Annotated in this window: 15 protein-coding genes and 1 tRNA gene; 4 read left to right on the forward strand and 12 right to left on the reverse strand. The window is 66.1% G+C overall.

From position 1 onward, the window contains the following. The first annotated feature begins 350 nt into the window (after positions 1–350). A tRNA-Asn gene (locus MF607_RS06045) sits at positions 351–425 on the forward strand. 226 nt (positions 426–651) lie between these two features. Further along, complete coding sequence (locus MF607_RS06050) at positions 652–1,311, forward strand: CC0125/CC1285 family lipoprotein (protein ID WP_242116668.1); 660 nt, start codon at positions 652–654, stop codon at positions 1,309–1,311. A 168-nt stretch (positions 1,312–1,479) separates the two neighbouring features. Here the strand turns inward: MF607_RS06050 and secA are convergent, their stop codons facing one another. Both secA and MF607_RS06060 read right to left on the reverse strand, forming a co-directional pair. Continuing rightward, positions 1,480–4,227, reverse strand: coding sequence for a preprotein translocase subunit SecA (secA, locus tag MF607_RS06055; RefSeq protein WP_242116669.1), 2,748 nt, complete (start codon positions 4,225–4,227; stop codon positions 1,480–1,482). 86 nt (positions 4,228–4,313) lie between these two features. After that, the gene (locus MF607_RS06060; protein WP_242116670.1) at positions 4,314–4,568 is read right to left on the reverse strand and encodes a hypothetical protein; all 255 of its coding nucleotides are present in this window, start codon (positions 4,566–4,568) and stop codon (positions 4,314–4,316) included. A gap of 209 nt (positions 4,569–4,777) precedes the next feature. On the opposite strand from MF607_RS06060, the gene argJ reads away from it, so the two are divergent. Beyond that, entirely contained in the window at positions 4,778–6,004 is a 1,227-nt protein-coding gene (gene argJ, locus MF607_RS06065) for a bifunctional glutamate N-acetyltransferase/amino-acid acetyltransferase ArgJ (RefSeq protein ID WP_242116671.1), read from the forward strand. Positions 6,005–6,019: 15 nt separating this feature from the next. Here argJ and MF607_RS06070 read toward each other — a convergent pair whose 3' ends face one another. The 8 genes from MF607_RS06070 to MF607_RS06105 form a co-directional block, all read right to left on the reverse strand. Beyond that, on the reverse strand, positions 6,020–6,331 hold the full coding sequence (locus MF607_RS06070; RefSeq protein WP_242116672.1) for a hypothetical protein: 312 nt from the start codon (positions 6,329–6,331) through the stop codon (positions 6,020–6,022). 302 nt (positions 6,332–6,633) lie between these two features. Next, a complete protein-coding gene (trxA, locus tag MF607_RS06075) occupies positions 6,634–6,957 on the reverse strand; it encodes a thioredoxin (RefSeq protein ID WP_055760313.1) in 324 nt (107 codons plus the stop codon). Positions 6,958–7,003: 46 nt separating this feature from the next. Then, the gene (addA, locus tag MF607_RS06080) at positions 7,004–10,429 is read right to left on the reverse strand and encodes a double-strand break repair helicase AddA (protein WP_242116673.1); all 3,426 of its coding nucleotides are present in this window, start codon (positions 10,427–10,429) and stop codon (positions 7,004–7,006) included. After that, the gene (gene addB, locus MF607_RS06085) at positions 10,416–13,385 is read right to left on the reverse strand and encodes a double-strand break repair protein AddB (RefSeq protein WP_242116674.1); all 2,970 of its coding nucleotides are present in this window, start codon (positions 13,383–13,385) and stop codon (positions 10,416–10,418) included. Before addB ends, addA begins: the two co-directional genes overlap by 14 nt. After that, complete coding sequence (locus MF607_RS06090; protein WP_242116675.1) at positions 13,378–14,133, reverse strand: nucleotidyltransferase family protein; 756 nt, start codon at positions 14,131–14,133, stop codon at positions 13,378–13,380. Before MF607_RS06090 ends, addB begins: the two co-directional genes overlap by 8 nt. After that, a complete protein-coding gene (locus MF607_RS06095) occupies positions 14,130–15,089 on the reverse strand; it encodes an aminoglycoside phosphotransferase family protein (protein ID WP_431311909.1) in 960 nt (319 codons plus the stop codon). Before MF607_RS06095 ends, MF607_RS06090 begins: the two co-directional genes overlap by 4 nt. Then, on the reverse strand, positions 15,086–15,529 hold the full coding sequence (tsaE, locus tag MF607_RS06100; RefSeq protein ID WP_242116808.1) for a tRNA (adenosine(37)-N6)-threonylcarbamoyltransferase complex ATPase subunit type 1 TsaE: 444 nt from the start codon (positions 15,527–15,529) through the stop codon (positions 15,086–15,088). Before tsaE ends, MF607_RS06095 begins: the two co-directional genes overlap by 4 nt. Next, positions 15,529–17,859 (reverse strand): sensor histidine kinase, encoded by a 2,331-nt coding sequence (locus MF607_RS06105; RefSeq protein ID WP_242116809.1) that lies wholly within the window; start codon positions 17,857–17,859, stop codon positions 15,529–15,531. The genes tsaE and MF607_RS06105 overlap by 1 nt, the downstream gene beginning before the upstream one ends. Before the next feature lie 189 nt (positions 17,860–18,048). Between MF607_RS06105 and MF607_RS06110 the strand changes: the two genes are divergently transcribed. Then, on the forward strand, positions 18,049–19,116 hold the full coding sequence (locus MF607_RS06110; RefSeq protein ID WP_242116677.1) for a TIGR03032 family protein: 1,068 nt from the start codon (positions 18,049–18,051) through the stop codon (positions 19,114–19,116). A 47-nt stretch (positions 19,117–19,163) separates the two neighbouring features. Here MF607_RS06110 and MF607_RS06115 read toward each other — a convergent pair whose 3' ends face one another. Then, complete coding sequence (locus MF607_RS06115) at positions 19,164–22,289, reverse strand: TonB-dependent receptor domain-containing protein (protein WP_242116678.1); 3,126 nt, start codon at positions 22,287–22,289, stop codon at positions 19,164–19,166. A 174-nt stretch (positions 22,290–22,463) separates the two neighbouring features. Continuing rightward, a complete protein-coding gene (ahcY, locus tag MF607_RS06120; RefSeq protein WP_242116679.1) occupies positions 22,464–23,873 on the reverse strand; it encodes an adenosylhomocysteinase in 1,410 nt (469 codons plus the stop codon). Positions 23,874–23,966: the final 93 nt, after the last annotated feature.

The following is a 23,966-nucleotide window of genomic DNA, read 5'->3' on the forward strand; positions in this document are numbered from 1 at the left end:
AGGTTCACACGAAGGCGCGAAGAAGAAGGTAGATTTCGCGCAGAGGCGCGGAGGCGCAGAGGGGTTGCGGCTGTAGCGAGGTCGTCCGCGCCAGCGGCTTCATTCTTCGTGGCCGCGCGAAACCTTGTCTCCCGTTCGCGGGACGTTCGCGCCGGGCGATCTCTCTGCGCCTCCGCGCCTCTGCGCGAAATCCACTTTCTGTCTCTTCGCGCCATCGCGCCTTCGCGTGAACCACCCCCCTACCACTCAAAAGCTCGGAAATCCGCCTTCGCCAGACTTTCTTCCAAAAATCCGAAAATAACCGCTTGCAAAGCCCGAATCCGCTGGTAGAGACGCGGCCTCGCAGTTGTTCCCTGATAGCTCAGCGGTAGAGCTCTCGACTGTTAATCGAGCGGCCGTAGGTTCGAATCCTACTCAGGGAGCCAGCGACACCCCCAGGAAAATCTGGAATTTTCCCCGATCGGGGCACCGCATTGTTACGGCAGGGTGGCGGTTGTTTCCCGCGTCCGGCTACACCCAATGGACGACGCCGGAAATGCTTCGTCACACAATTGCTGAACCGGCGTTCAGCATCGGGTAATCTGATGTACGCCACGCTCCGTCGTGCTGCGTCCCTGGACCCGAACCCGCGGCGGATCGTTCACTATCGCAATGGACGATCGCCATGAGTCGGTAGCCATGGCGGCATTGGAGAAACTGATGTTGCTGCACCCTACCCCGCGTGCCCGCCTTCGCGCGATCGGCACGACCCTTGTCGGAGCGCTGGCCCTTGCCGCCTGCGCGACGCCGACCCCCTATCAGCCGGCATCCGGCTCCGGCTTCTATCGCAACGGCTATAGCGACCAGCAGATCGAGCCGAACCGCTATCAGGTGGCGTTCTCGGGCAACAGCCTGACCTCGCGCGAGACGGTCGAGCGCTATCTCCTGTACCGCGCGGCGCAGCTGACGCTGGAGCGCGGCTACGACTATTTCCTGATGGCCGATCGCGACACCAATCTGCGCAGCCGCACCTATTCGACGCCGGGCGTCGGCGGGTTCGGCGGCTGGGGCGCCGGATTCGGCTGGGGCGGCTGGGGTCCGGCATGGCGCTATCGCAGCCCGGCATTCGGGTGGCGCGCATGGGACCCGTTCTGGGGCGATCCGTTCTTCGGCAACACGATGGATATCCGCACCGTCGACAAATATGAGGCGATGGCGGAGATCGTGCTGGGCAAGGGCCCCAAGCCCGCCAACAACGTCCGCGCCTTCGACGCGCGCGCGGTGTTGCAGAGCCTCGGCCCGAGCGTGATGGAGCCTGAACCGCGGCGGTAACGCTGCGATCGGGTGGACACAGAAAGGCCGCCGTTCCCATGGGGACGGCGGCCTTTTCCATATGTGGATCCCCGCGGAGGCGGGGATCCAGAGTTACAAAGCGCAGCGCCTATGGCCCTGGATCCCCGCCTGCGCGGGGATACGGCAGGATAAGGGCGGCCGGCGGCCTTACGCCACCAGCGCGCCGTGGCAGTGCTTGTACTTGCGCCCCGACCCGCATGGGCAGGGTGCGTTGCGACTGATACGGCCTTCCCAGCTGGCCGGATCGTCGCCCAGTTCCTCCTCGGGTACCGGCGCCGCCATCTGCAGCATCGGCACGCGCGTGGTGATCAGGCCCTGCGCGCCCTCCCCGCCCCAGCTATCGTCCTCGCCGGTCAGCGGATCGATATGCATCGTCAGGAAATCGGGCAGTTCGGGAAGCTCGGGCGGCGCCTGGAAATTGAAATTGGCGTGCGCCATCGTCCGCGTCACGTCTTCGCGGATGCTGGCAAGCATCCGTTCGAACAGCGCGAACGCCTCCTGCTTATATTCGTTGATCGGCGTCTTCTGGGCATAGGCGCGCAGGTGGATGACCGCCCGCAACGCGTCGAGCATCGCCAGATGCTCCTTCCAGTGATGGTCGAGCGTCTGGAGCAGGATCGACTTCTCGATCTGCGTCCAGCTATCGGCATCGAGTTCGGCCGACTTCGCCTCGACCAGTGCGTCGGCATCCTTGCGGATACGCTCTTCAAGCGTTTCGGCGTCGAAGCCGTCCTCGTTCGCGATCCAGTCGGCGACCGGCGCGTCGACGCCGAGCAGTTCCTGCGCGCGCTCGCGCAAGCCTTCGACGTTCCACTGCTCGGGATAGCTGTCGGGCGGCACCGCGTCGCCGACGACGGTGTTGACCGTCGCGTGGCGCATGTCGACCACGACGTCGCCGACCGTCTCCGCGTCCATCACGTCGGCGCGCTGTTCGTAGATGACCTTGCGCTGGTCGTTCATCACGTCGTCATATTCGACGACCTGCTTGCGCACGTCGTAGTTGCGCGCCTCGACCTTCTTCTGCGCGGTCTCGATCGCGCGGCTCAGCCACTTGCTACCGATCGCCTCGCCATCCTCGATATTGTTGCGCATCATCTTGGCGAACAACGTGTCCGGCCCGAAGATGCGCAGCAGATCGTCGTCGAGGCACAGGTAGAAGCGCGACAGGCCCGGGTCGCCCTGACGCCCCGAACGGCCGCGCAACTGGTTGTCGATGCGGCGGCTTTCATGGCGTTCGGTGCCAAGCACGAACAAGCCGCCGGCCTCCAGCACCTTCGCCTTTTCCTCGATGATCTCGGCGCGGATACGCGCGGCGGCAGCGTCATATTCGCTGGTGCCCTCGACCAGATCGGGATGTTCGTCGAGCATCCGGAATTCGAGGTTGCCGCCCAGCTGAATGTCGGTGCCGCGCCCGGCCATGTTGGTCGCGATCGTCACCGCGCCCAGCCGGCCCGCCTGCGCCACGATATGCGCTTCGGACTCATGATAGCGCGCGTTCAGCACCTTGTGCTCGACGCCTTCCTGGGTGAGGAAGTCGGAGAGCAGTTCGGACTTCTCGATCGAGACGGTGCCGACCAGCACCGGCTGCCCCTTCGACGCGTGGTCGCGAATCTTCCGGGCGATCGCGCGGAACTTGTCGTCGAGCGTCTTGTAGAATTCATCCTCTTCGTCGACGCGGCGGACCGGCACGTTGGTCGGGATCGACACGACGTTCATCTTATAGATGTCGAAGAATTCGGGCGCTTCGGTCGCGGCGGTGCCGGTCATGCCCGACAGCTTGGGATACATGCGGAAATAATTCTGGAAGGTGATCGAGGCGAGCGTCTGGTTCTCCGGCTCGATATTGACGCCTTCCTTGGCCTCGGCGGCCTGGTGCAGACCGTCCGACCAGCGGCGGCCGTCCATCATGCGGCCGGTGAATTCGTCGATGATGACGACCTTGCCGTCCTTCACGATATAATCGGTATCGCGCTTGAACATCATGTTCGCGCGCAGCGCCTGATTCACATGATGCACGACCTGCGTGTTTTCGAAGTCGTAGAGGTTCGCGCCGAACAGCAGCCCGGCCTCCTCCAGCATCCGCTCGACCTTTTCGGTGCCGTCCTCGGTCAGCACCACCGACTTCTGCTTCTCGTCCTTCTCGTAATCGTCGGACGACAACCGCTTCACGATCTCGTCGACCGAGCGGTACAGGTCGGACTTGTCGTCGGTCGGACCCGAAATGATGAGCGGGGTGCGCGCCTCGTCGATCAGGATCGAGTCAACCTCGTCGACGATCGCGAAGTTGAACGGCCGCTGCGTCATCGACGCGCGGTCGAACTTCATATTGTCGCGCAGGTAATCGAAGCCGAATTCGTTGTTGGTGCCGTAGGTGATGTCGGCGGCATAGGCTTCGCGGCGCTGGTGATCGGCGATATTGGGCACGATCACGCCGGTGGTCAGGCCCAGAAAGCCGTACACCTGCCCCATCTGCGCCGCGTCGCGCCGTGCCAGATAGTCGTTGACGGTGACGACATGGACGCCCTCGCCCGGCAGCGCGTTCAGATAGCAGGCGAGCGTCGCGACCAGCGTCTTGCCTTCGCCGGTGCGCATCTCGGCGATTTCGCCCCGGTGCAGCACGATGCCGCCGACCATCTGCACGTCGAAATGGCGCATGCCGAGAACGCGGCGCGCGGCTTCGCGAACGGTGGCGAAGGCTTCGGGCAGCAGCGAGTCGAGCTTGGCGCCATTTGCCAACTGCTCACGGAATTTCGGGGTCTGGGCAGCCAGTTCCTCGTCGGACATGGCGGTAAGGGTCGGCTCGAAGCCGTTGATCTTGCTGACGATCGAACCGAGCGACTTGACGTAGCGGTCGTTGGACGACCCGAATAGCGATTTGGCGAGGCCACCGAACATGGGAGTTCCTTGAAGATACGGGACGCGCGCCGCATGCGGTCCGGCGGCTGCGCGACAGGAAAGGTCGGGAAAAGCGCGGGTGCGCGCTATTCGTGGGTGCGCAGCGTGCGCGCGCGAACCGCGATATAAGGCGCGGGCGTCAGGAACAGCGGGTGCGGTTCACCGGCAAGCGGCTGTTCGGGTCGGGCGATCGTGGCCGCCGGCGCTGCGACGATCGCCACCGCGATCTGCCCGGCCACGGCCTGTGCCGCCGCCACCTGTTGCGCATTCGCGACTCCCACGCCGGGGAGCAGGCCGGTCAGGCCCGTCAGCAGCGCGGAAAGGAACAGCAGCAAACGCAAGCGATACGTCCAGACGGTTTGGTTTCGCGACGGGTTGCCCGGCCGCATATCGGCGAGACATAGGGAATGGCCGGCCCGGCGTCCAGCCGATGCGCGTCATTGCGCCCGCACGCAACAAAGCGTTGCAACGCCCGCGCCCATGCGTAGGAACCGTCGCATCATCACCCCCTGCCCCGTGATCGGCGCAGGCTAGACCGGACACCGCGCCCATGTCGACTGCCGTATCGCCGCTCGCCACGCCCTTTCCCGCGCTGCCCCCGATCGGGGGCGTGACGCTGCGGGTGGCGCGGGCGCGGTACAAGAGCTGGGACCGGTGCGACCTGACCTTCGCGACGCTGGCCGACGGGACGGCGGTGGCGGGGGTGCTGACCAACAGCAAATGTCCGTCGCCCGAGGTCGAATGGTGCCGCCGCGCGCTGGTGCTCGGCCGCGCGCGGGCTTTGGTAGTGAATGCCGGGAACAGCAACGCCTTTACCGGCGATCGGGGCCGCGCGGCGGTCGAGGCGATCGCGGCGCGCACCGCGCAGGCGATGGGATGCCAGCCGTCCGACGTGTTCGTCGCCTCGACCGGGGTGATCGGCGTGCCGCTGCCGATCGACAAGGCTGAGGCCGGGCTGGACGCAGCGTTCGTCGCCGAACCGTGCAGCTGGGAAGCGGCCGCCGAGACGATCGGTACGACCGACACTTTTACCAAGGGCGCGTTCACGACCGCGAAGATCGGCGACCGGACGGTGAAGCTGGCCGGGATCATCAAGGGATCGGGCATGATCGCGCCGGACATGGCGACGATGCTGGGCTTCATCTTCACCGACGCGACGGTCGATCCGGCGTTTCTGCAAGGCGCGCTGGAGGCGGCCAATCGCCAGACCTTTTCTTGCATCACGGTCGATGGCGACACCTCAACGAGCGACACGGTGCTGGCGTTCGCGACCGGGGCGGCGGGGGGCGAGCCGATCGCGTCGTTCGATGATGACGGGGCGGATGCGTTCGTCGCGGCGCTCCACGATTTGTGCCGGCAGTTGGCGCATCTGGTAGTCCGCGATGGCGAGGGCGCGTCGAAATTCATCGCCGTGACGGTCGAAGGCGCGGAAAGCGATGGCAGCGCGCATCGCATCGCGATGAGCATCGCCAACTCGCCGCTGGTCAAGACCGCGATCGCGGGCGAGGACGCGAATTGGGGCCGGGTGGTGATGGCGGTCGGCAAGGCAGGCGAACCGGCCGAGCGCGACAAGCTGGCGATCCGCTTCGGCACGACGCAGGTTGCCGAAGGTGGCCTAGCGGTCGCGGGCTATGAGGAAGCCCCGGTTGCGGCGCATCTGAAGGGGCAGGAGGTCGAGATCGGGGTGAACCTGCACCTTGGCGATGGCCGCGCGACGGTGTGGACCTGCGACCTGACGCACGGCTATATTTCGATCAACGCCGATTACCGGAGTTGATCGAAACAATAACTGTTAACGGGAAGCGACGATGCGTTTGTATCGCCGCACAATCTCGGCGCGGTCGGCTTCGGTAAGTGCGCCGCCATTAACCGCCTTGCGTTGTTCAACGAAATCACGAAGCTGGATCACTTGGGCGGTCCGTTGCCGTTTCATTGTCGGCGTCACATGATTGTACCCATTTAGATATGCAGCTGGGTTGAGCTCACCCGTCGGAGTTGCCGGCACCGCCCTAGCATAACGATCATTCACTGAATTCGAAAACTGTGCGAGCGCCGGTCCGGCAAGCCCGAAGCTCGCAACTGCGAAGATCATCTGTTTATACATCAAACGCTCCTTACGCTGCTCCCCGATAAGATCGTATCGTATATAAGATGCGTTGCGAAGCCTCATCGTCATTCAGCGACGATCGTGAATGTTCGTAATTCCGCGCAGACAGGAATCCATGACCGTGGACGTTTCGGCTGGATTGACGACGCTTGCGCATATGGACTTCCGCCTGCGCGGGAGTGGCAACAGCAGATAGGGCAGTTGCCCGGGGTACAGGGAACAGAATGTTGATCGGCTTTAGCGTCTGTCTGACAGGTTGAGGGCGGGCGCGCCGAACGCGCGCCCGCGTTTATTACAGTTTAGCCCAGTTCACCCTCGAGCCACGCCTTCAACTGGCTCTTCGGCCGCGCACCCAGCAGGTCGGCGACCGGCTGACCATTCTTGAACAGCTTCAGCAGCGGGATCGACTGGACGCCCATCGAACCGGCGGTGTCGGGGTTGGCCATGATGTCGACCTTGGCGATCGTCACCTTGTCGCCCAGTTCGTCGGCGATTTCCTCGAGCGCCGGGGCGATCATCTTGCACGGGCCGCACCAGTCCGCCCAGAAATCGACCAGCACCGGCTTGTCGGATTGCAGGACATCGGCGGAAAAGCTGGCGTCGGTTACGGTCTTGGTCGGCATGGGAATCTCCTTCTGGACCGGTATCTATGGTCACGGGGGCGGCACCTCAAGCTTCGCGGGGCAAGCTTTGTTCCCCGGCCCCATAGCCGGGCTTGTGAGCTTGAAGCAGGTCGGCGGGCAGGACGAACATCACCGGCCCTGCGGTATAGAGCAATGCCGCCTCGATCGCGCGATCGGGAAAGATGACCGTGAGCGCGGCGGCATAGGCCGCCATCTGCTTCAGATGATAGACCGGAATGTCGTCGATCGACGACGGCACGCGGCGGCCGGTCTTGAAGTCGACGACGCGCACGACCTCTGTACCGATGCACAGCCGGTCGACGGTGCCGGCGACGACCTGCGTACCGACGACGGCGGCGATCGGTGCTTCGGCGAGTGCATCGGAACCGAACAGGTCGGTGAAGGCCGGATCGTCGAGGATCGCCATCGCGTCGCGCGTCACGCGCCGGCGCAGCGCGGCGTCCTCCACCCCCGCCGCGCCCGCCAGCCAGCGCTCGGCAGCATCGGCGCGATGGTCGCGTGGCAGGTCGGGGAGGCGTTCGAACAACTGGTGGAGCAGCCGTCCACGCTCGGCGGCGGCGCGCATCGTTGCCGTCGGCGGCGGGTCGGACACTTCGTCCTCGCCGAGCGCGGAAGGGGCAAGCGGGCGTGGCGGGCGCGCTTCGGCGGGGGCTGGCGCGCGAAGCCAGTCGGGAGTCGGGGCGGTTGCCGCCACCGGCGGGGTACGGCGGGCACGGCCGGCGATCGGCGCTTGCGGCGTCAGCCCGGTAAACACCCGCTCACCGTCCCCCTCGGGCACGCCCAGCGCATCGAACGCAGCAGCGGCGGCGCTGTACCAGCTGAGCGCGGGCGGCACCCCCTGACAGCGGGCGGACGGCGCACCGGCGATCACCAACCGTTCCTCGGCACGGGTCGCGGCGACGTAGAACAGACGCCAATGTTCTTCGAGTTCGCGCTTGTCGATCGCCGCGACGGCGTCGTCGACCGGCGTGCCGCGCTCGCCGCTGCGCGGGCGGAAGACCGGGAAAGCGGCGCCATCATGGCCATCGGGTACCCAAGCGACGATATCGCGGCGGCTGTTGGCGGGATCGATCGCGGCGTCGGCGAGCAGGACCAGCGGCGCCTGCAATCCCTTCGACCCATGGGCGGTCATCACCCGCACCGCGCCGCCTGACGCCCCTGCGTCGCGCTTGATCTCCACCTCGCCCCGGTCGAACCATTCGACGAAGCGTTGCAGCGAGGACGTTGCGACGCTTTCGAACGACAGCGCCGCGTTGAGCAGTTCGTCGATCGGATCGCGCGCCTCTTCGCCCAGCCGCGCGATCAGCTTGCGGCGACCGTCGAGTTCGCCTGACAGCAATTCCTCGAGAAAGCGATAGGGAGTGGCGAAGTCGGCACGGCGCAGGATGCGCGACAGCGGCTCGACCACGTCGCTGTTGGTCTGGCGCAAATGCCGCCACAGGCTGCCGCCTTCACGCAGCGCCCCGACCAGCAACTGGTCCTGCGTCCAGCCGATCAACGGCGAGACCAACAGGTTGGCGAGGCTGAGATCGTCCTTGGGCTGGAGCGCGAAACGGATCGCGGCGAGCAGATCCTGTACCGCCAGCGGCGCGTCGAGGCGCAGGCGGTCGACGCCCGCGACCGGCACCCCTTCGGCATAGAGCCGCGCGACGATCAGCGAGGCGAGGTCGCCGCGCCGCTTGACCAGCACCATGACGTCGCCGGCCTGCAGCGTCCGCCCCTTGGATTCGAGCGGCAGCGTGCCGATCCAGCCCTTGATCGCCCGAGCAATCTGCCGGGCGATCACGCGGGTCGAATCGTCGATCCAGCCTTCCTCGTCATCGCCCGCCGCCTCGACCACGGTCGGCGCCCACAACGTCACCGTCCCGGGTCCCGGTACTTCGCTGTCATGGGTTTCAGGGGTGTCGATGCCCATGCCGGGGTCGGGCAAGGCGGCAATCGCGGCATCGACGAATTCGAGGACCGGCCGGGTGGTACGGAAGCTGTGGGTCAGCGACAGCGTGTCCAGTTCGCGCGCATCGCCGCGATAGTCGGCGGGCAATTCGGCGCGGCGGCTGAAGTCGTGATGCGCCGCGCGGAAAAAGATCGGGTCGGTACCCTGAAAGCCGAAAATCGCCTGTTTGTAATCGCCGACCACGAACAGCGTCCGCATCCCGGCCGCGCGCACCGCGTCGCCGCTGAAATATTCCTCGACCAGCGAGCGGACGATCGCCCATTGCTGCGGGTTGGTGTCCTGCGCCTCGTCGATCAGGACATGCTCGGTGGTCTGATCAAGCTTGAAGCGGACCCAGTCGCCGATGCCCGGTTGGGCGAGCAGGTTCAACGTCTCGCGGATCAGGTCGTCGAAATCGACCGCGCCGGCCCGCCGCTTGGCGCGGACATAGGCGTCGGCATAAGCGCGCCCGGCCTCCAGCGCACCGGCCAGCGCGTCGGCATAACCGGCCTGTGCGCGGATCGACAGCAGCTCGGCGGCGCGGGTACCGACCGCATCGGCAAGGTCGTCATAGTCGGGATCGGCGGCGAGCAGCTTGGCCGATGCCTTTTTCAGCGTATCCTTCTGCGTGAAGAACATGCTCCGCACGTCGCCCAGGCGCAGTGCGCGTTCGGCGGGCGGCTGCCCCAGCCAGTCCATGATCGCGCCGTGCAGCTTCGACCCGGTCGCCGTGCCCCACGCCCGATTGGCCTCGGCCAGCCGTTCGAGCGCGTCGCAGTCGAATTCGTCGTCGCTGCACGCCTGCGCGATCACCTCATCGACATCACCGGACGGCAGATGGAAGGCGCGGCGCAGGAAGGGCTGGATGCCGCTCGGCAATTCGGCCATCGCCTGCGGATTGCGGGCACATTCGCGCAGGAAATTCTCTGCCGCACCCTCGCCCATGCGCAGCGACATGGCGGCGATCGCGTCGCCGATCCGGGTCGAGCCGGACCGTTGCTCCTCGACCAGCAGTTCGGCCAAGGCCTCGCGCGCCATGCCGGCTTCTTCGCGCGCTTCCAGCGGGCGGAAGCCGGGAACCAGTCCGGCCTCGACCGGGAAACCAGCGAGCAGGCTCTGGCAGAAGCCGTGGATCGTCTGGATGCGGACCCCGCCGCCCGGCGCGTCGAGCACGCGCGCGAACAGGGTGCGGGCGCGGGCGAGCAACGCCGCGTCGTTCACATCCTCACCCAGCGCGAACAGATCGGCCTTTAGATCGGCCGTCGGCAGCCGCACCCATCTGGCAAGGCGGCTGGCGACGCGTTCGGCCATTTCCGCGGCGCCCGCCTTGGTAAAGGTCAGGCACAGGATCGCCGCCGGATCGACCCCGCGCAGCAACAGCCGGAACACGCGCGCCGACAGCACATGGGTCTTGCCGGTGCCTGCCGACGCCGACAGCCAGACATGGCGGTGCGGGTCGCTGGCCGCCGCCTGGTCGTTCTTCAGTCGCTGGAGCGCGCGGACTTCACTCACGGCCATACCATTCGTCGCGGCGCATCAGCTGGTCATATTCGGCATAGGGGGCATATTCCGGCACGAGCTTGGCGACGAACGCCTCATCGCCGGTCAGGAAACGGGCGACGGCGTTCTCGAAATGCCCCTTGGCGATGGCGACGAAGTCGTCGGCGACCACCCGCCCCTTCGACCCGTCGGCATTGACCGGCGAGGTCATCTTGCCGAAGCGATCGCCGTCCTTGGTGAGCGACCAATATTCGAACGCGGTGGCGGTACCACGCACCCCGCCGAAACAGCCGCGCTCCGCCATCAGCCCCAGCAGCCCGAGTTGCAGGCTGTAGCCGGCGGCGACCGCCTTGGCGCTCGGCGCCTTGCCGGTCTTGTAGTCGATGATGGCGAGGCTGCCGTCCTGCGTCCGGTCGATGCGGTCGGCCTTGCCCGACAGTTCGACGCCGGCGATCTCCAGCCGGCCGTCGCATTCGACGCCCGCGACGATGCGCCCTTCCGCCAGCTTCTCATGGGTGAAGGCGGCGACCCAGTCGATCGCCTCGCGCAGCCGCGGCACCCATAGCGCACGCAACAACGGATGGGTGCGCGGATCGTCGGATAGCGCCTGCAACCGGCGATGCAGCTTCGCAGGGTCGAGGCCGTCCTCGCGCGCCCAGCGTTCGAGCACGCCATGTACCGCCGTTCCGCGCCACGCGGCGGTCGGATCGGCGTCGACCGCATCGAGCGGCGACAGGCGCAGCATCCGCCGGGCGTAGAAGGCGTACGGGTCGGCCTTCAGCCGGTCGACCTCGGTCACCGAAATGCGACGCGGGCGCAATGCGACGGGCGGACGCGGCGCCGGTCGCGACGCGGCGGCATAGCGATCGGGCGTGTCGATGGCACGGGCCCAGTCGCGCAGGTGCCCGGCGCGCTCCAGTCCGTCGTCCAATGCCTGCAAGCGCAGCCACAGCCGCGAGGCGATGGTCGGCGCGGTCGCATCGCGGGCGGCACGGGTCAGGATGACGTCGCGCGCACCCAGCGCTCCGGCAAAGTCATGCGCGGCAAGACCGATCCGGCGTTCGAGACCGGGCAGGCCAAGTTCTGCCCGGATACGCGGCGCGAGCCACGGATCGGGTGAGGGCAGTTGCGGCCAGACGCCCTCGTTCAAACCGCCGAGGATCATCAGGTCGGCGGTCTGCAAGCGCGCTTCGAGCAGGCCGAGAATGGCGAGGCGGGGATGCGCCCCTTGTGGCGGACGCACCGCGACCTCGTCGAGCAACGTGCGCAACAGCGCCGGCAGCGCGCGCGGGTCGAGCGTCGGCGGGCCGATCGGCGCCTGTTCCTCCAGTGCGGCGATCAGTTCGGCGGCGGCGCGCCCCTCGGGCCGGCTCCAGACCGCATCGCCCGCCAGTTCGGTCGCGGTCTCGCGCACCAGCGCCAACAGGTCCGCCATCGGCTGCGGCCCGGCGGCAAAGGCGTTGGCCAGCGGGGTCAGCAGCGGACAGGCGACCTCCCAGAAGGATTGTGCCGCCGACCGGATCGCCGCGTCGCGTGGTTCGCCCTCTCGCAGATGCCGATCGATCCCGGCAAGCCCCGGCGCCGGCCGCGGTCCGCGCAGTGCCCGGTCGAGCCGCCGCACCCCGTCGAGCCAGACGACGCGCTGTTCGGCCTCACCACTGCGCACTAACGGATGTTTGAGCAACGACAGTAGCGCGACCGGCGCGAACCCCTGCGCCGCCGCCTCGACCAGCGCTAGCAACAACGTGCCCGGCGCCAGCAGCGACAGCGGCTGGCCGGCGGAATCATCGACCGTCACGCCCCAGCGCGCCATATGCGCCGCGACCCGCCGCGCCAGCGCGCGGTCGGGGGTAACCAGCGCAGCGGTGCGGCCCGGCGTCTCCAATGCTTCGCGCAACGCGATGGCTATCGCCTGCGCCTCCTCAGCCGGCGTCGTCAGCTCGACCATGCGCACGCCCGACAGGCGGCGGTCGGCGGCGGGGACGTCGATCCAGTGATGGGTGCGGTCGGCGGGACTGAGCGCGGTGGCGATGGCCCGGCTGCGCGTCGGGGTCGCGTCATGCTCGCTCGCCGCCTGCCAGCGGACGAATTCGCGGCGGTTGACCCCCATCCGGTCGAGCAGCAATTTCAGATGATATTGCGGATGGGTCTCGATCGAGCGTTTGCGCCGCCCGGTTACCGGATCCGGATCATGCGGCCCCAGCGACGCCCATTCGTCATCGTCCATGGCAAGGTCGAGGCCGGGCAGGACCACCATCCCCCTGGGCAGTCCGGCGACGCAACGCTGGATGCGGGCGAGCGCGGGCGCGTTCGTCGCGATACCCGCCGCGCAGACGAACCCCTTGGGCGGCTGTGCGGTCCAGCGGGCGCACAGCCGCTTGAGCAGACGCGTGCGCCGGTCGGCAAGGTCGATCCGCCCCAGCGCCGCCAGTTCACCCGGCCACCGATCGAGCACGATGCGAAACAGTTCGAGCGAGCGTTCCCAGTGCGCCGACAGCGCCTCATCAAGGTTCAGGTCGCGCAACGCCGCCGGATCGACTTCCTCGACCAGCAACTGGTCGAGCGTCGCGGCAAGATCGCCCGCCAGCCGCACCGCTTCCGCACCATCGACCGGGCGGCCGGCGCGTTGGCGCTCCTCCGCCACCAGTCGGGCGAGGATCATCCGCCGGGCGAGCGGATCGATCGCGGGCGGGATCGGCGCGGCATCGGCGGGGTCGGCAAAGCTGCCCGCGCCTTCGTCCAGTTCGGGATCGCCGATCGCGACCAGCCGCGGCAGCAGCAACCCGCCGCCGCTGGCGCGGACGAACGCCTCCTGCACCGTCCGCTTGGCGCGATTGGTGGGAACGAGCACCATGCCCTGTGCCAAGGCGATAGGGTCGCTGCCGAAGCGGCGGATCAGCCCCACCGCCAGCGCATCGGCGAACGCGCGGTGGATCGGGATGGTGTAGAGGCCGAGGCGTTTCGCCTCAGCCATCGGCGAGGAACGCTTCGGTCATCGGAATCGCGCTCGGCGTACCGACATCGAACCACAGCCCCTGATGGACGACGCCGTATGCGCGCCCCGCCTCGATCGCGCGGTTCCAGAACAGGTTGGTGGAGAAGGCGCCCTCCGGCCAATCGGCGATGACGCGCGGCGACAAAATCTGCACGCCGGTGAACACGAACGGCGCCAGCCGGCCGGGCTTGCGACGGCCGGTGATGCGGCCCAGCGCGTCGATATGGAAATCGCCCTGCCCGCGATGGCCGTGCGCCAATGCCTGCGGCACCAGCAGCAACAGCGCATCCATCTTCGCATCGTCCCACAGCGCGCTGAGCAACTTGATCGAATCAACCGGACCGTCGACCCAAAGATTGTCCGAATTGACGCAGACGAACGGCTGATCGCCGATCAGGTCGCGCGCCTGCACCAGCCCGCCGCCGGTCTCCAGCAGCTTGGCGCGTTCGTCGGACACGGCGACGTCGATGCCCTTCACCCGGTGCTTCAGATGCGCTTCCATCGCATCGGCAAGATAGTGGACATTGACCACCGCACGCTTGACCCCCGCCCCGCGCAACCGGTCGAAAACGTGGTCGATCAACGGCTTGCCCGCGACCTCGACCAGCGGCTTGGGCCGCATCGCGGTCAGCGGGCGCATCCGCTTGCCCAGCCCCGCCGCCAGCACCATCGCGGTTTCGGGGACCTGCGCCTGCGGATGGGGGCGGATCGAACGGAGCGTGGTCATGCGAGTTCCTGCGGATCGCCGCGACGATGCGGCGGGATGTTGAGATCGAACCAGCGCGCGACCCCGGCCAGCGCCGGATGGGCGAGATCGCGTTCCAGATAGCGCCACACGCGCGGGCACAGCGCGCCATAGCGCGGCTTGCCGTCGCGCCGCCACAGCCGGGTGAAGATGCCGAGGATCTTCGCGTTCCGCTGCGCCCCGAACAGGTGATAGGCGGCGTCGAACCCCTCGCCCACCCCGGTCGATTCGCGGTAGCGGGCAAGCATCGACGCCTCCACCACTGCCGGCACGTCGCGCCGCGCATCCTGCAACAGCGAGACGAGATCATAGGCAGGGTGACCGGCCAGCGCGTCCTGGAAATCGAGCAGCCCCAGCCGCGTATCGTCGAGCAGCATCAGGTTTTCGGCATGATAATCGCGCAGCACCGTCACCACCGGCATGTCGGGCAGCGCATCGAACGCCGCATTCCACGCCGCGGTATAGCCATCGGTATCGACGGCGAGGCGCAGCGCGTCGCAATACCATTCGATCAGCAGATTGGCTTCGCGCAGGATGAAGGCACGGTCATAGGGCGGGACCGGCGCGGCTTCATGGCGTTGCAGCCGCAGCAACTGGTCGACCGCCGCAGCGTACAGCCGCGCCTCGCTTTCCGGCGCGGCGTCGACCGTCTCGCGCATCCGCATGTCGCCGAAATCCTCCAGCAGCATGAAGCCGCCCGCCGCATCGTCGGCGAGGATTGCGGGCGCGGCAAAGCCCCGTTCGCCGAGCCATGCCGCCATATGCGCGAACTTGCGCGTATCCTCGGGCGGGGGCGCATCCATCAGCACGGCGGTCCGCCCGCTGCCGATCACCCGATAATAACGGCGGAACGACGCATCGACCGCCAGCGGCAATATCTGCGCATCGCCCCATCCGGCCCGGGTCAGGAAAGCAGGTGCCGCATCGCGCGGGTTCAGGTCAGCGGCCATCGACTTTCCCAAGCGCCCGGCACCCGCGCTGTCAAGCGCCGCCCGCCGGCATCATCAAAGACGAGCGTCAGCCACAGCGCATCGGGCCAGGGATCGTCGCCCAGCCGTTCGGGCCATTCGACCAGCAGCGCGGCATCGTCCAGCGCCTCGTCCAGCCCCAGTTCGAGCACCTCGTCGGGGTCCTCGATCCGGTAGAGATCGACGTGCAGCACGCTGATGCGCACTTCGGGAGGGTCATAGGGCTGAACGATCGCGAAGCTGGGCGACGGTGCCTCCCCTTCCAGCCCCAGCGCCGCCAGCACCCCCCGCGCGATGCTGGTCTTGCCCGCGCCCAGCGGCCCCGACAGCGCGACCACATCGCCCGGCCGCAAGACCTTCGCCAGCGCTGCGCCAAAGGCATGCGCTGCGGCCGCATCGCGCAGATGCATCACGGCTCGCGCGGCAGGTCGATCGTGACCAGCGTACCCAGCCCCTTTTCGGACACCAGCTCGATCGTGCCGCCATGCGCCTCGACCGCCTGCCGCGCGAGCGGCAGGTCGAGGCTGAGCGCGCGTTCGCCGACCCGCGCCGCGCCAGCCTGGGCAAAGCGATCAAAGGCACGGGCGACCGCTTCCTTCGACATGCCCGCGCCGTCGTCGGAGACCACGATCCGCGCACGTTGCGCGTCGCCATCGACATGCAACAGCACACGACCGCCCTGCCGAAGCCCGACGATCGCATGGTCGAGCAGATGGCCGATCGCCTGCCGCAACCGCCGCGCATCGCCCAGCATCACCCCGGCGGTCGGCGCGATGTCGACCGCCAGCTCGACCCCGCGCGCGGTCGCGGTGGCGCGCGCCGCCTCCGCCGCTTCGCTCGCGATCATCTTCAGCGCCACCGTCGCCCGCGCGACCGGCAGCGTCTCGTTGGCGGTCAGGTCGAGCGTGTCGTCGATCAGCCCGCTCAACCGCTCGACCGATTCGAGGATCGCGTCGGTATAGCGCCCGCCATCCTCGGTCAGCTTGCCGGCATAGCCCGCCTGCAACATCTCGGCGAAGCCCTTGATCGAGGTCAGCGGCGTGCGCAATTCGTAGCTCATTGATGCGACGAACGCGTTCTTCACGCGATCGGCCGCCTCCAGCGCTTCGTTGCGGTCGCGCAATGCCTGCTCCATGCGGCGGCTGTCGGAAATATCAAGCATCGTCAGCAACGCATTGCCATCGGGCAGCGGCACCGCGCCGAACTCGTAATGCCGCCCATCGGCCATGGCGAAACGCCCCGACCGCTGCATGCGCTGTTGCGTGGCAAAGCGGACCAGTTCGGGAATCAACGCGGCGCGGCCGGGATTGGCAAGGCTGTCGGCGACCCGCTCGGCCAGCGCATCGACGCGCGGATGCCCGTCGAGGAACGCATCGTCCAGACCCCAGACCTGCCGGAATTTCGCGTTCCATATCTGCAGGCGACCATCGGCCGCGAACACGCCTAGCGCCTCGAACAAATTGTCGAACGTCGCGGTGCGCACGCGCAGGAGCGTGTCGCGCGCGCTGGCCAGCTGCACTTCCTCGGTCCGATCCTCGAAGATCAACAGCAGTCCGCCTTCGGGCAGCGGTTGCGCGACGACGCGCAGATGGGTGCCGCCCGGCACATGCCATTGCTCCTCGATCGCGCCCTCGGCCGCGCGGAACCAGTCGCGCCGTTCCGCCTTCCACCCCGGAAAGTCCCGGACTTCGGGCAGGCGCTTCGCCTCACGCATCCGGTCGAGCACGCGGTCGAATTCGGGGCGATCGGCCAGCCATTCGGGCTTCATCGCAAAGGCGCGGATGAACGGCTGGTTGTAGAATACCAGTGTCCGGTCGGGCGCGAACTGCGCGACTCCGGCCGACAGTCGATCGAGCATCGCCCGCTGCGCATCGCGACTGCGCTTCAGCTTGCCGCGCGCTTCCTCGATCTCGTGCACGTCGATCGCGAAGCCGCCCGTCCCGCCGTCGCGCAGCGGCATGTCGTGAACGCGCAGCATCCGCCGTTCGCCATTGATCGTCGCGGGCATCGCCGCCTGTTGCGGCTGCCCGGTATCGCGCGCGATCGACGCGCTGGCCAGCGGCCCGCCCATGCCGACGCCCTCGACCAGCTCGACCTGTCGCGCGATCACCTCGCCCGCGTCCAGCGCGTCGACCGCGCGGACATAGGCGGTATTGACCATCGCCAGCCGCAGCGAATCGTCGCGATACCACATCGGCATCGGTGCGGCCTCGATCAGGCTGGACAGCGCATCGAACGCCGCGCGATATTCCTCCGCCTCGGCACCCAGCGTCGCGATCTCGTCATGAAATTCGGTCGCGTCGAAGAACCAGACCAGCACCCCGCCCGGCGTGTTGAGCGCAGGCGGCGCGCGATCGCCGATCGCGAACAAGGAGCGCGCGGATCCGGTCGCGCGAATGACGGTACGGAACGGCTTTCCCCCGCGCAGCGCGGCGTTGATCGCGTCGAGCAGCCGTTCGGCGCTGCCGGGTTCGAGGCCGTTGTCTGGATTGCCCAGATCGACGGCGCTTGCCGGCATTTCGGCCTGCCCCAGCCGATCGGCGAGCGGGCGATCGATCGACAACCGCCCATCGGCGCGCACCACCATCGCCAGCGCCGGCGACACCGCCAGCGTCGCGCGCAGCGAATCGAACAGCGCCCGATCCGCCATCGCCCCCCGCCGCGCCGACACCCCGACATACAGCGCCCAGACGCTGCCGACGATCAACACCGCCAGCACCGCGCCGCACAAGATGGCCATGGTCGGGTCGATTACGATCAAGTAGCTGCTCCGCACGCGGACATTGTTACACTGCCCATTGTCGGTCCATAGGACGAACCGGGGGCATGCGGGAAGGACCAGTGGCTTCGGAAATGGCCCAGTCATCGCAAAGCACCGCCGAAAGGAGTCGTGATGTGGTCGAATGCTGGCTTGCCCGATCTGCAGCGCATGCTCGATCAAGCAGCAAGCTATGACCCGGCAGCCACGCGCATCGACATCTCGCCGGGACTCGCCGACTGGATGCTCGAACATCGGACGTCGCTGGCGTTCACTTCCTATCAGACGGGACAGTTGATCCTCGCCGGCGTCGATCCGCAGGGCCGCGTCGCATTCAACGAACAGAGTTACGCGCGCGCGACGGGACTATGCTTTGTTGGCGGTTCGCTGCGGGTCGCCTCGATGTTCCAGCTGTGGCGGCTTGAGAACATGCTGCAGCCGGGCCAATATGCAAACGGCGCACATGATGCGGTTTTCGTTCCGCGGGCGGCTGCCACGGTCAATTACGTCGATACGCACGAGGTCGATGTCGATCGGGACGGGAATGTTCTGTTCGTCAACACCCGCTACTCCTGCATTGCGATCACCGACGACCGGTGGAGTTTCCGGCCGGTCTGGCAACCCGCCTTCATTTCGGCGCTGGTTCCCGAAGATCGCTGCCATTTGAACGGGCTCGGAATGGTCGACGGCCGCCCGGCCTTTGCAACCGCTGCCGGCGTTTCCGATCGGCAAGGTGGTTGGCGCGCCAGCAGGACCGATGGCGGAATATTGATCGACATCGCGGGCGATCGCATCGTTACCGATCGCCTGTCGATGCCGCACTCCCCGAGATGGTATGATGGGGCGGTGTGGCTCCTTGATTCGGGACGGGGACGCCTAGTACGAATCGATCCCGTCACCGGCCATATCGATCCGGTGGCGAACTGCCCCGGCTTCCTGCGTGGGCTGGCCTTCCACGCCGGCCACGCGATCGTGACCGTCTCCCGGACACGCGAAAACAGCGCACGCGAACTCGCGGAGCAGACCGATTTCGAACGGACCGGGACGCCGTCGCAATGCGGCGTGCTGGTCATAGAGCTACGCAGCGGCAGGATCGTCCAGTCGATCCTGTTCGACGGCAAGATTACCGAGATGTTCGCGGTCACGGCGTTGCCCGGTATCCGCAACCCGATCTCGCTGGGTCCGCAGACGGTCGACATGATCGGGACCGTCGCGTTCGACCCCAACTGGAACGGATAAAGGCAGGCGGCGGAATGCGCGATGCAATTCCGCCGCCGAACAGATGGTTAGAAGGCGACCGAGGCTCCAACGCGGAAGTAGCGTCCCAAGACACCCGGGAAGTAGGATACCGTGCCACCGCCGGTCGGCACCGGGTAAGGCGGCTTCTGATCCAAGACGTTGTCGACGACCAGTCGCATGCTGAACGTATCGTTGACGCGGAAGGTCGAGCCGAGATTGACGAACGCAACGTCGTTGACCTTGTTTGGCGTGCGGAAAAACGCCGTTGCGTTGGGATCCAGCGACGCGGGGCCGGTATAATTGACCTGAACGTACGTCGTCAGGAACTCGTCGTTATAGGTCAGCGTACCGACGGCCGAATGTTTCGGATAACCGATACCATTGTCGGTTTGCGACGGCCGTGCGCCACGTTCCGCCGTGTAGGTCAGCGTGTCGAGATACTGGTAGCTGACGTTCAGCCCCAGCGTCCGGCCGCCGCCAAGCAGCCCGGCCGGCGTGCGATAGTCCACCGCGGCCAGGATGCCCTTGTAGTTCAGCGCCGCGCCGTTGAAGTAACCGGTCTGAATGAAGCTCAACTGATTGTCCGGGTCACGACGAACGAGGCTGCAGAACGGACTGTTCGGAAAATCGGGCGAATCATAGCAGTTCGCAACGATCTGGTCAGAACTCAGCTGGCTGATGACGTCGTTCACCTCGATATCGACATAGTCGATCGACGTCGTGAAACCTTTCAGGAAGCTTGGCCGAAGTACCGTTCCGACCGTGAAAGCCTTCGACTTTTCGTTGCGCAGGTTACGGTTGCCGGCCACCGCCTGCAGGAAGCTCGCATCGTCCGATAGTGCGTCGAAATTCGCGGGGATGCCGGCAGCGGCGCAGTTCCTGGCACGCGTGGCCGCGTTCGCGCCCTGATTTTGCTGGGCCTGATCGCACGGATCGGTGGCAAAGCCGTAGAAGCTCGACGCGGGATTGAACGCTTCGGTGATGAACGGCGCGCGGATCGCGCGAGTATAGTTGCCGCGAATGGTGATGTCCGCAATCGGCTGCCAACTGCCGCCGGCCGTCCAGGTCGTATCGCCGCGGGCGATCGAGTGATCGACATACCGAGCAGCCCCCTGCAATTCCAGCGAATGGATGAACGGGATGTCGTTGTCCGGACTGATGAGCGACGCACGCATTTCGCCGAACACCTCATCGGTGTTGTAGCTGCCGCTCAACGGCTGGATGATGACCAACTGGCCATATGGCACGCGGTCGTTGGCCGGATTGCCGTCACCATCAGCATCGGTCGTCGGATCGGGATCGGGACCGCCCGAATAGGCAGTGCCAGGATCGAACGCTTGGCTTTCCTCCCGATGTTCATAGCCGAGCGCCACGGAGAAATCGCCGCCGGGCAGCTTGAACAGCGGGCCGGTCAACGATGCCGTAAAGATACGCTGCTTGTTGACCGAATTCGGCGTGCCGATCGCAGTGACATAGTCGCGGGCCGCCTGCGACGTCTGCGCCCCGAACAGGTTGAGCGGCGCGCAGGTCGTGCTGATCGTCGGCGCCGGCGAATTGACCGCGCCCGGTGCGCAGACGATGTTGCCGCTCGCGTCGCGGACGGCGTTGACCGCGTTCAGGAAGTTCTGGGTCACGATCATCGGCGTGCGCGCGTTGGTTTCCGAACGGCCATAGTTGCCGACGATCTCGACCGTCCATTCGCGACCGAACGGCGACATGAACTTGCCATCGATACCGGCGACATAGCGCTGGATTTCGACATTGCCGGTCGAACGCCCGGTCGTGACGTCGGTGTTGGCGCGATTCAGGTAGAAGACGTCGTCCTCCGTCTGCGCCTGGATGATGCTGCGCGCCTGCGGCGACAGGAACGGGTTGTCGGTCGACAGGATGATCGCACCGGCGGGCGTTCCGGCATAGCCGAACAGATAGCTGTTATATTCCGGCTGATCGCGCAGGTTGACGCCCTGGCTGCGGCTGTACCAGCCTTCGCCGAACAGACGCAGTTCATCGGTCAGTTGGAAGCTGAGCAGCATATTGGCGTTGTAGCGCTGCGTATCGGTCAACAGGTTGTTGAGCGGGACTAGGCTGTAGCCGTTGCCGCCATCAGCGTTGATCTGGAACGTCGTCGGGTTTCCGGCCGCGTTCAGCGGCCCGAACGACCGGCCGAAATCGATCGGGATCAGATTGCCCGATGCATCGAACTTCAACGCATTGCCGTTGGCGTCGACGAAACCGGCCTGCGGAAAACGCAGCGATGCCTGCTGCTGCTTGCTGACCGGCAGGAAATCGAAAACCAGCGGGATGCCGAATTCGGAGATAGTCGGGATTCGGCGATCGGCGAAGATGACCTGACTGAAGGGCGAAGTACGGTCGTTGGGACGACCGAAAAACCGGGTGAAACCGATGTCGGGACGGTCGGTCTGCAACAGCCCCTTGCCTTCGTTATACTCGCCCGACAGCACGACGTTCAGCCGATCATCGAGGAAGTTCTTTCCGGCCAGAGCACGGACACGATAGTTCGGCGCGTCGCCGCGATCGGAAATGCCATATTGTCCGTCGAGTTCGAACCCTTCGAAGTCGCGCTTCAGAATGACGTTCACGGTACCCGCGATCGCGTCCGACCCATAGATCGGCGCGCCGCCGATGACGATCGTCTCGACCCGGTCGACCAGCTTGGTCGGGATGACGTTCAAATCGACCTGGTTACCGCCCTGCCCGGTCGGCCCGAAAATGGAAGCGGTGTTGGAACCGACGAACCGACGTCCGTTGACCAGCGTCAGCGTGCGTTCCGAGCCGAGGCCGAGAAAGTTCACGAAACTCTGCCCGGGACCGAAGCTCGACTGGCCACCGACGGGGCTGGATCCGGGCACGCCGAATGCGGGGAGTTCGTTCAGCGCCTGACCGATCGTCTCGAAACCGCGCTGTTCGATCTGTTCGGAACTGACGACGACCGCCGGTTCGATCGAATCGAAATTCGGACGCGCGATACGCGATCCGGTGACGACGATCGCTTCACCATCGGCCTCGGCATCCTTCGAAGCCTGTTCCGGCAGCGATGCCGGCGCCTCGTCCTGCGTTCCGGCCGTGGCGCTCTGCGCCAATGCCGTCGAAGGCAGGCACGCAATCGCCAGCGCGATTGCCGAAACCGATCGACCCGATAAGTTCTTGATCATGCAACACCCCCTGTTGAACACGTTAATGTTATACAGGCGGCACCCGACGGCAGTCGCAATCACCCAAAAGTATGATAGTAACATTGCTAACGAAATGTTGCATCTGCGCAACAGCAAAAAGCCCCGCCGGCAAATGCCGGCGGGGCTATCAAAAACAACGAAATCTGAACGGGATCAGTAGCGATAGTGATCCGGCTTGAACGGTCCTTCGACCGGCACGCCGATATAGCTCGCCTGCTTCGGGGTCAGCTTCGACAGCTTCACGCCCAGCTTTTCGAGGTGCAGTGCCGCGACCTTTTCGTCGAGGTGCTTGGGGAGCACATAGACTTCGTTCTTGTAGTTCTCGCCCTTGGTCCACAGTTCGATCTGCGCCAGCACCTGGTTGGTGAAGGACGACGACATCACGAACGACGGGTGGCCGGTGGCGCAGCCGAGGTTCACGAGGCGACCCTTGGCGAGCACGATGATCTGCTTGCCGTCGGGGAACTTCACCAGGTCGGTGCCCGGCTTCACTTCGTCCCATTCATAGTTGGACAGGGCAGCGATCTGGATCTCGCTGTCGAAGTGACCGATGTTGCAGACGATGCTCATCGGCTTCATCTTCGCCATATGCTCGGCGGTGATGACGTCGGCATTGCCGGTCGCGGTGCAGAAGATGTCGGCGCGTTCGACGGCTTCGTCCATCGTGACGACCTCGAAGCCTTCCATCGCCGCCTGCAGCGCGCAGATCGGATCGATTTCGGTGACCATGACGCGCGCGCCGCCGTTGCGCAGCGACTGGGCGCTGCCCTTGCCGACGTCACCGAAGCCGGCGACGCAGGCGACCTTGCCGGCCAGCATCACGTCGGTCGCGCGACGGATCGCGTCGACGAGCGATTCCTTGCAGCCGTACAGGTTGTCGAACTTCGACTTGGTGACCGAGTCGTTGACGTTGATCGCCGGGAAGGGCAGTTCGCCCTTCTTCGCGATCTCGTACAGGCGGTGGACGCCGGTGGTCGTTTCTTCCGAAACGCCCTTCAGGTTCTTGACCGTCTCGGTCAGATAGCCCGGACGCTTGGCGATGAACGCCTTGAGCGCGCGCTGGAACTCGACTTCTTCCTCATTCTCCGGCTCGCCCAGCGTCGCGCCGGCTTCGAGCTTGGCGCCCCACAGCGCGAACATCGTCGCGTCGCCGCCATCGTCGAGGATGATGTTGGCGGTCTGGTCGCCCCAGTTGAAGATGTCGCCGACATAGTCCCAATAGTCCGCGAGGCTCTCGCCCTTGATCGCGAACACCGGAATGCCCTTGGCCGCGATCGCGGCGGCGGCATGGTCCTGCGTCGAGAAGATGTTGCACGTCGCCCAGCGGACATCGGCGCCAAGGGCCACCAGCGTCTCGATCAGCACCGCGGTCTGGATCGTCATGTGCAGCGACCCGGTGATCCGCGCGCCCTTGAGCGGCTGCGACGCACCGAACTCTTCGCGCAGCGCCATCAGGCCCGGCATTTCGGTTTCGGCGATCTCGATTTCCTTGCGACCGAAATCGGCGAGGCCGATGTCGGCGATGACGTAATCGGTCTGCTTGTCGGCAATGGCGGTGGCCATGGATACTCCTGGAGCTTGGGCCATGGGCGCGCCCATGGCGGATGACTGCGCCTCTACCCACCCGTCGGGCGAAACGCAAATGCGAATATAAAG

It is taken from the genome of Sphingomonas lacusdianchii (assembly GCF_022664395.1).
Taxonomy (GTDB): Bacteria; Pseudomonadota; Alphaproteobacteria; order Sphingomonadales; family Sphingomonadaceae; genus Sphingomonas; species Sphingomonas lacusdianchii.

Coding starts and splice junctions, on each gene's coding strand:
- MF607_RS06115 (WP_242116678.1), bottom strand. CDS start 22,289: ATGATCAAGAACTTATCGGGTCGATCGGTTTCGGCAATCGCGCTGGCG.
- trxA (WP_055760313.1), bottom strand. CDS start 6,957: ATGCCGACCAAGACCGTAACCGACGCCAGCTTTTCCGCCGATGTCCTG.
- MF607_RS06090 (WP_242116675.1), bottom strand. CDS start 14,133: ATGACCACGCTCCGTTCGATCCGCCCCCATCCGCAGGCGCAGGTCCCC.
- argJ (WP_242116671.1), top strand. CDS start 4,778: ATGTCGACTGCCGTATCGCCGCTCGCCACGCCCTTTCCCGCGCTGCCC.
- MF607_RS06110 (WP_242116677.1), top strand. CDS start 18,049: ATGCTCGATCAAGCAGCAAGCTATGACCCGGCAGCCACGCGCATCGAC.
- tsaE (WP_242116808.1), bottom strand. CDS start 15,529: ATGCATCTGCGCGATGCGGCCGCAGCGCATGCCTTTGGCGCAGCGCTG.
- MF607_RS06070 (WP_242116672.1), bottom strand. CDS start 6,331: ATGTATAAACAGATGATCTTCGCAGTTGCGAGCTTCGGGCTTGCCGGA.
- MF607_RS06105 (WP_242116809.1), bottom strand. CDS start 17,859: ATGGCCATCTTGTGCGGCGCGGTGCTGGCGGTGTTGATCGTCGGCAGC.
- addB (WP_242116674.1), bottom strand. CDS start 13,385: ATGGCTGAGGCGAAACGCCTCGGCCTCTACACCATCCCGATCCACCGC.
- ahcY (WP_242116679.1), bottom strand. CDS start 23,873: ATGGCCACCGCCATTGCCGACAAGCAGACCGATTACGTCATCGCCGAC.
- addA (WP_242116673.1), bottom strand. CDS start 10,429: ATGGCCGTGAGTGAAGTCCGCGCGCTCCAGCGACTGAAGAACGACCAG.
- MF607_RS06050 (WP_242116668.1), top strand. CDS start 652: ATGGACGATCGCCATGAGTCGGTAGCCATGGCGGCATTGGAGAAACTG.
- secA (WP_242116669.1), bottom strand. CDS start 4,227: ATGTTCGGTGGCCTCGCCAAATCGCTATTCGGGTCGTCCAACGACCGC.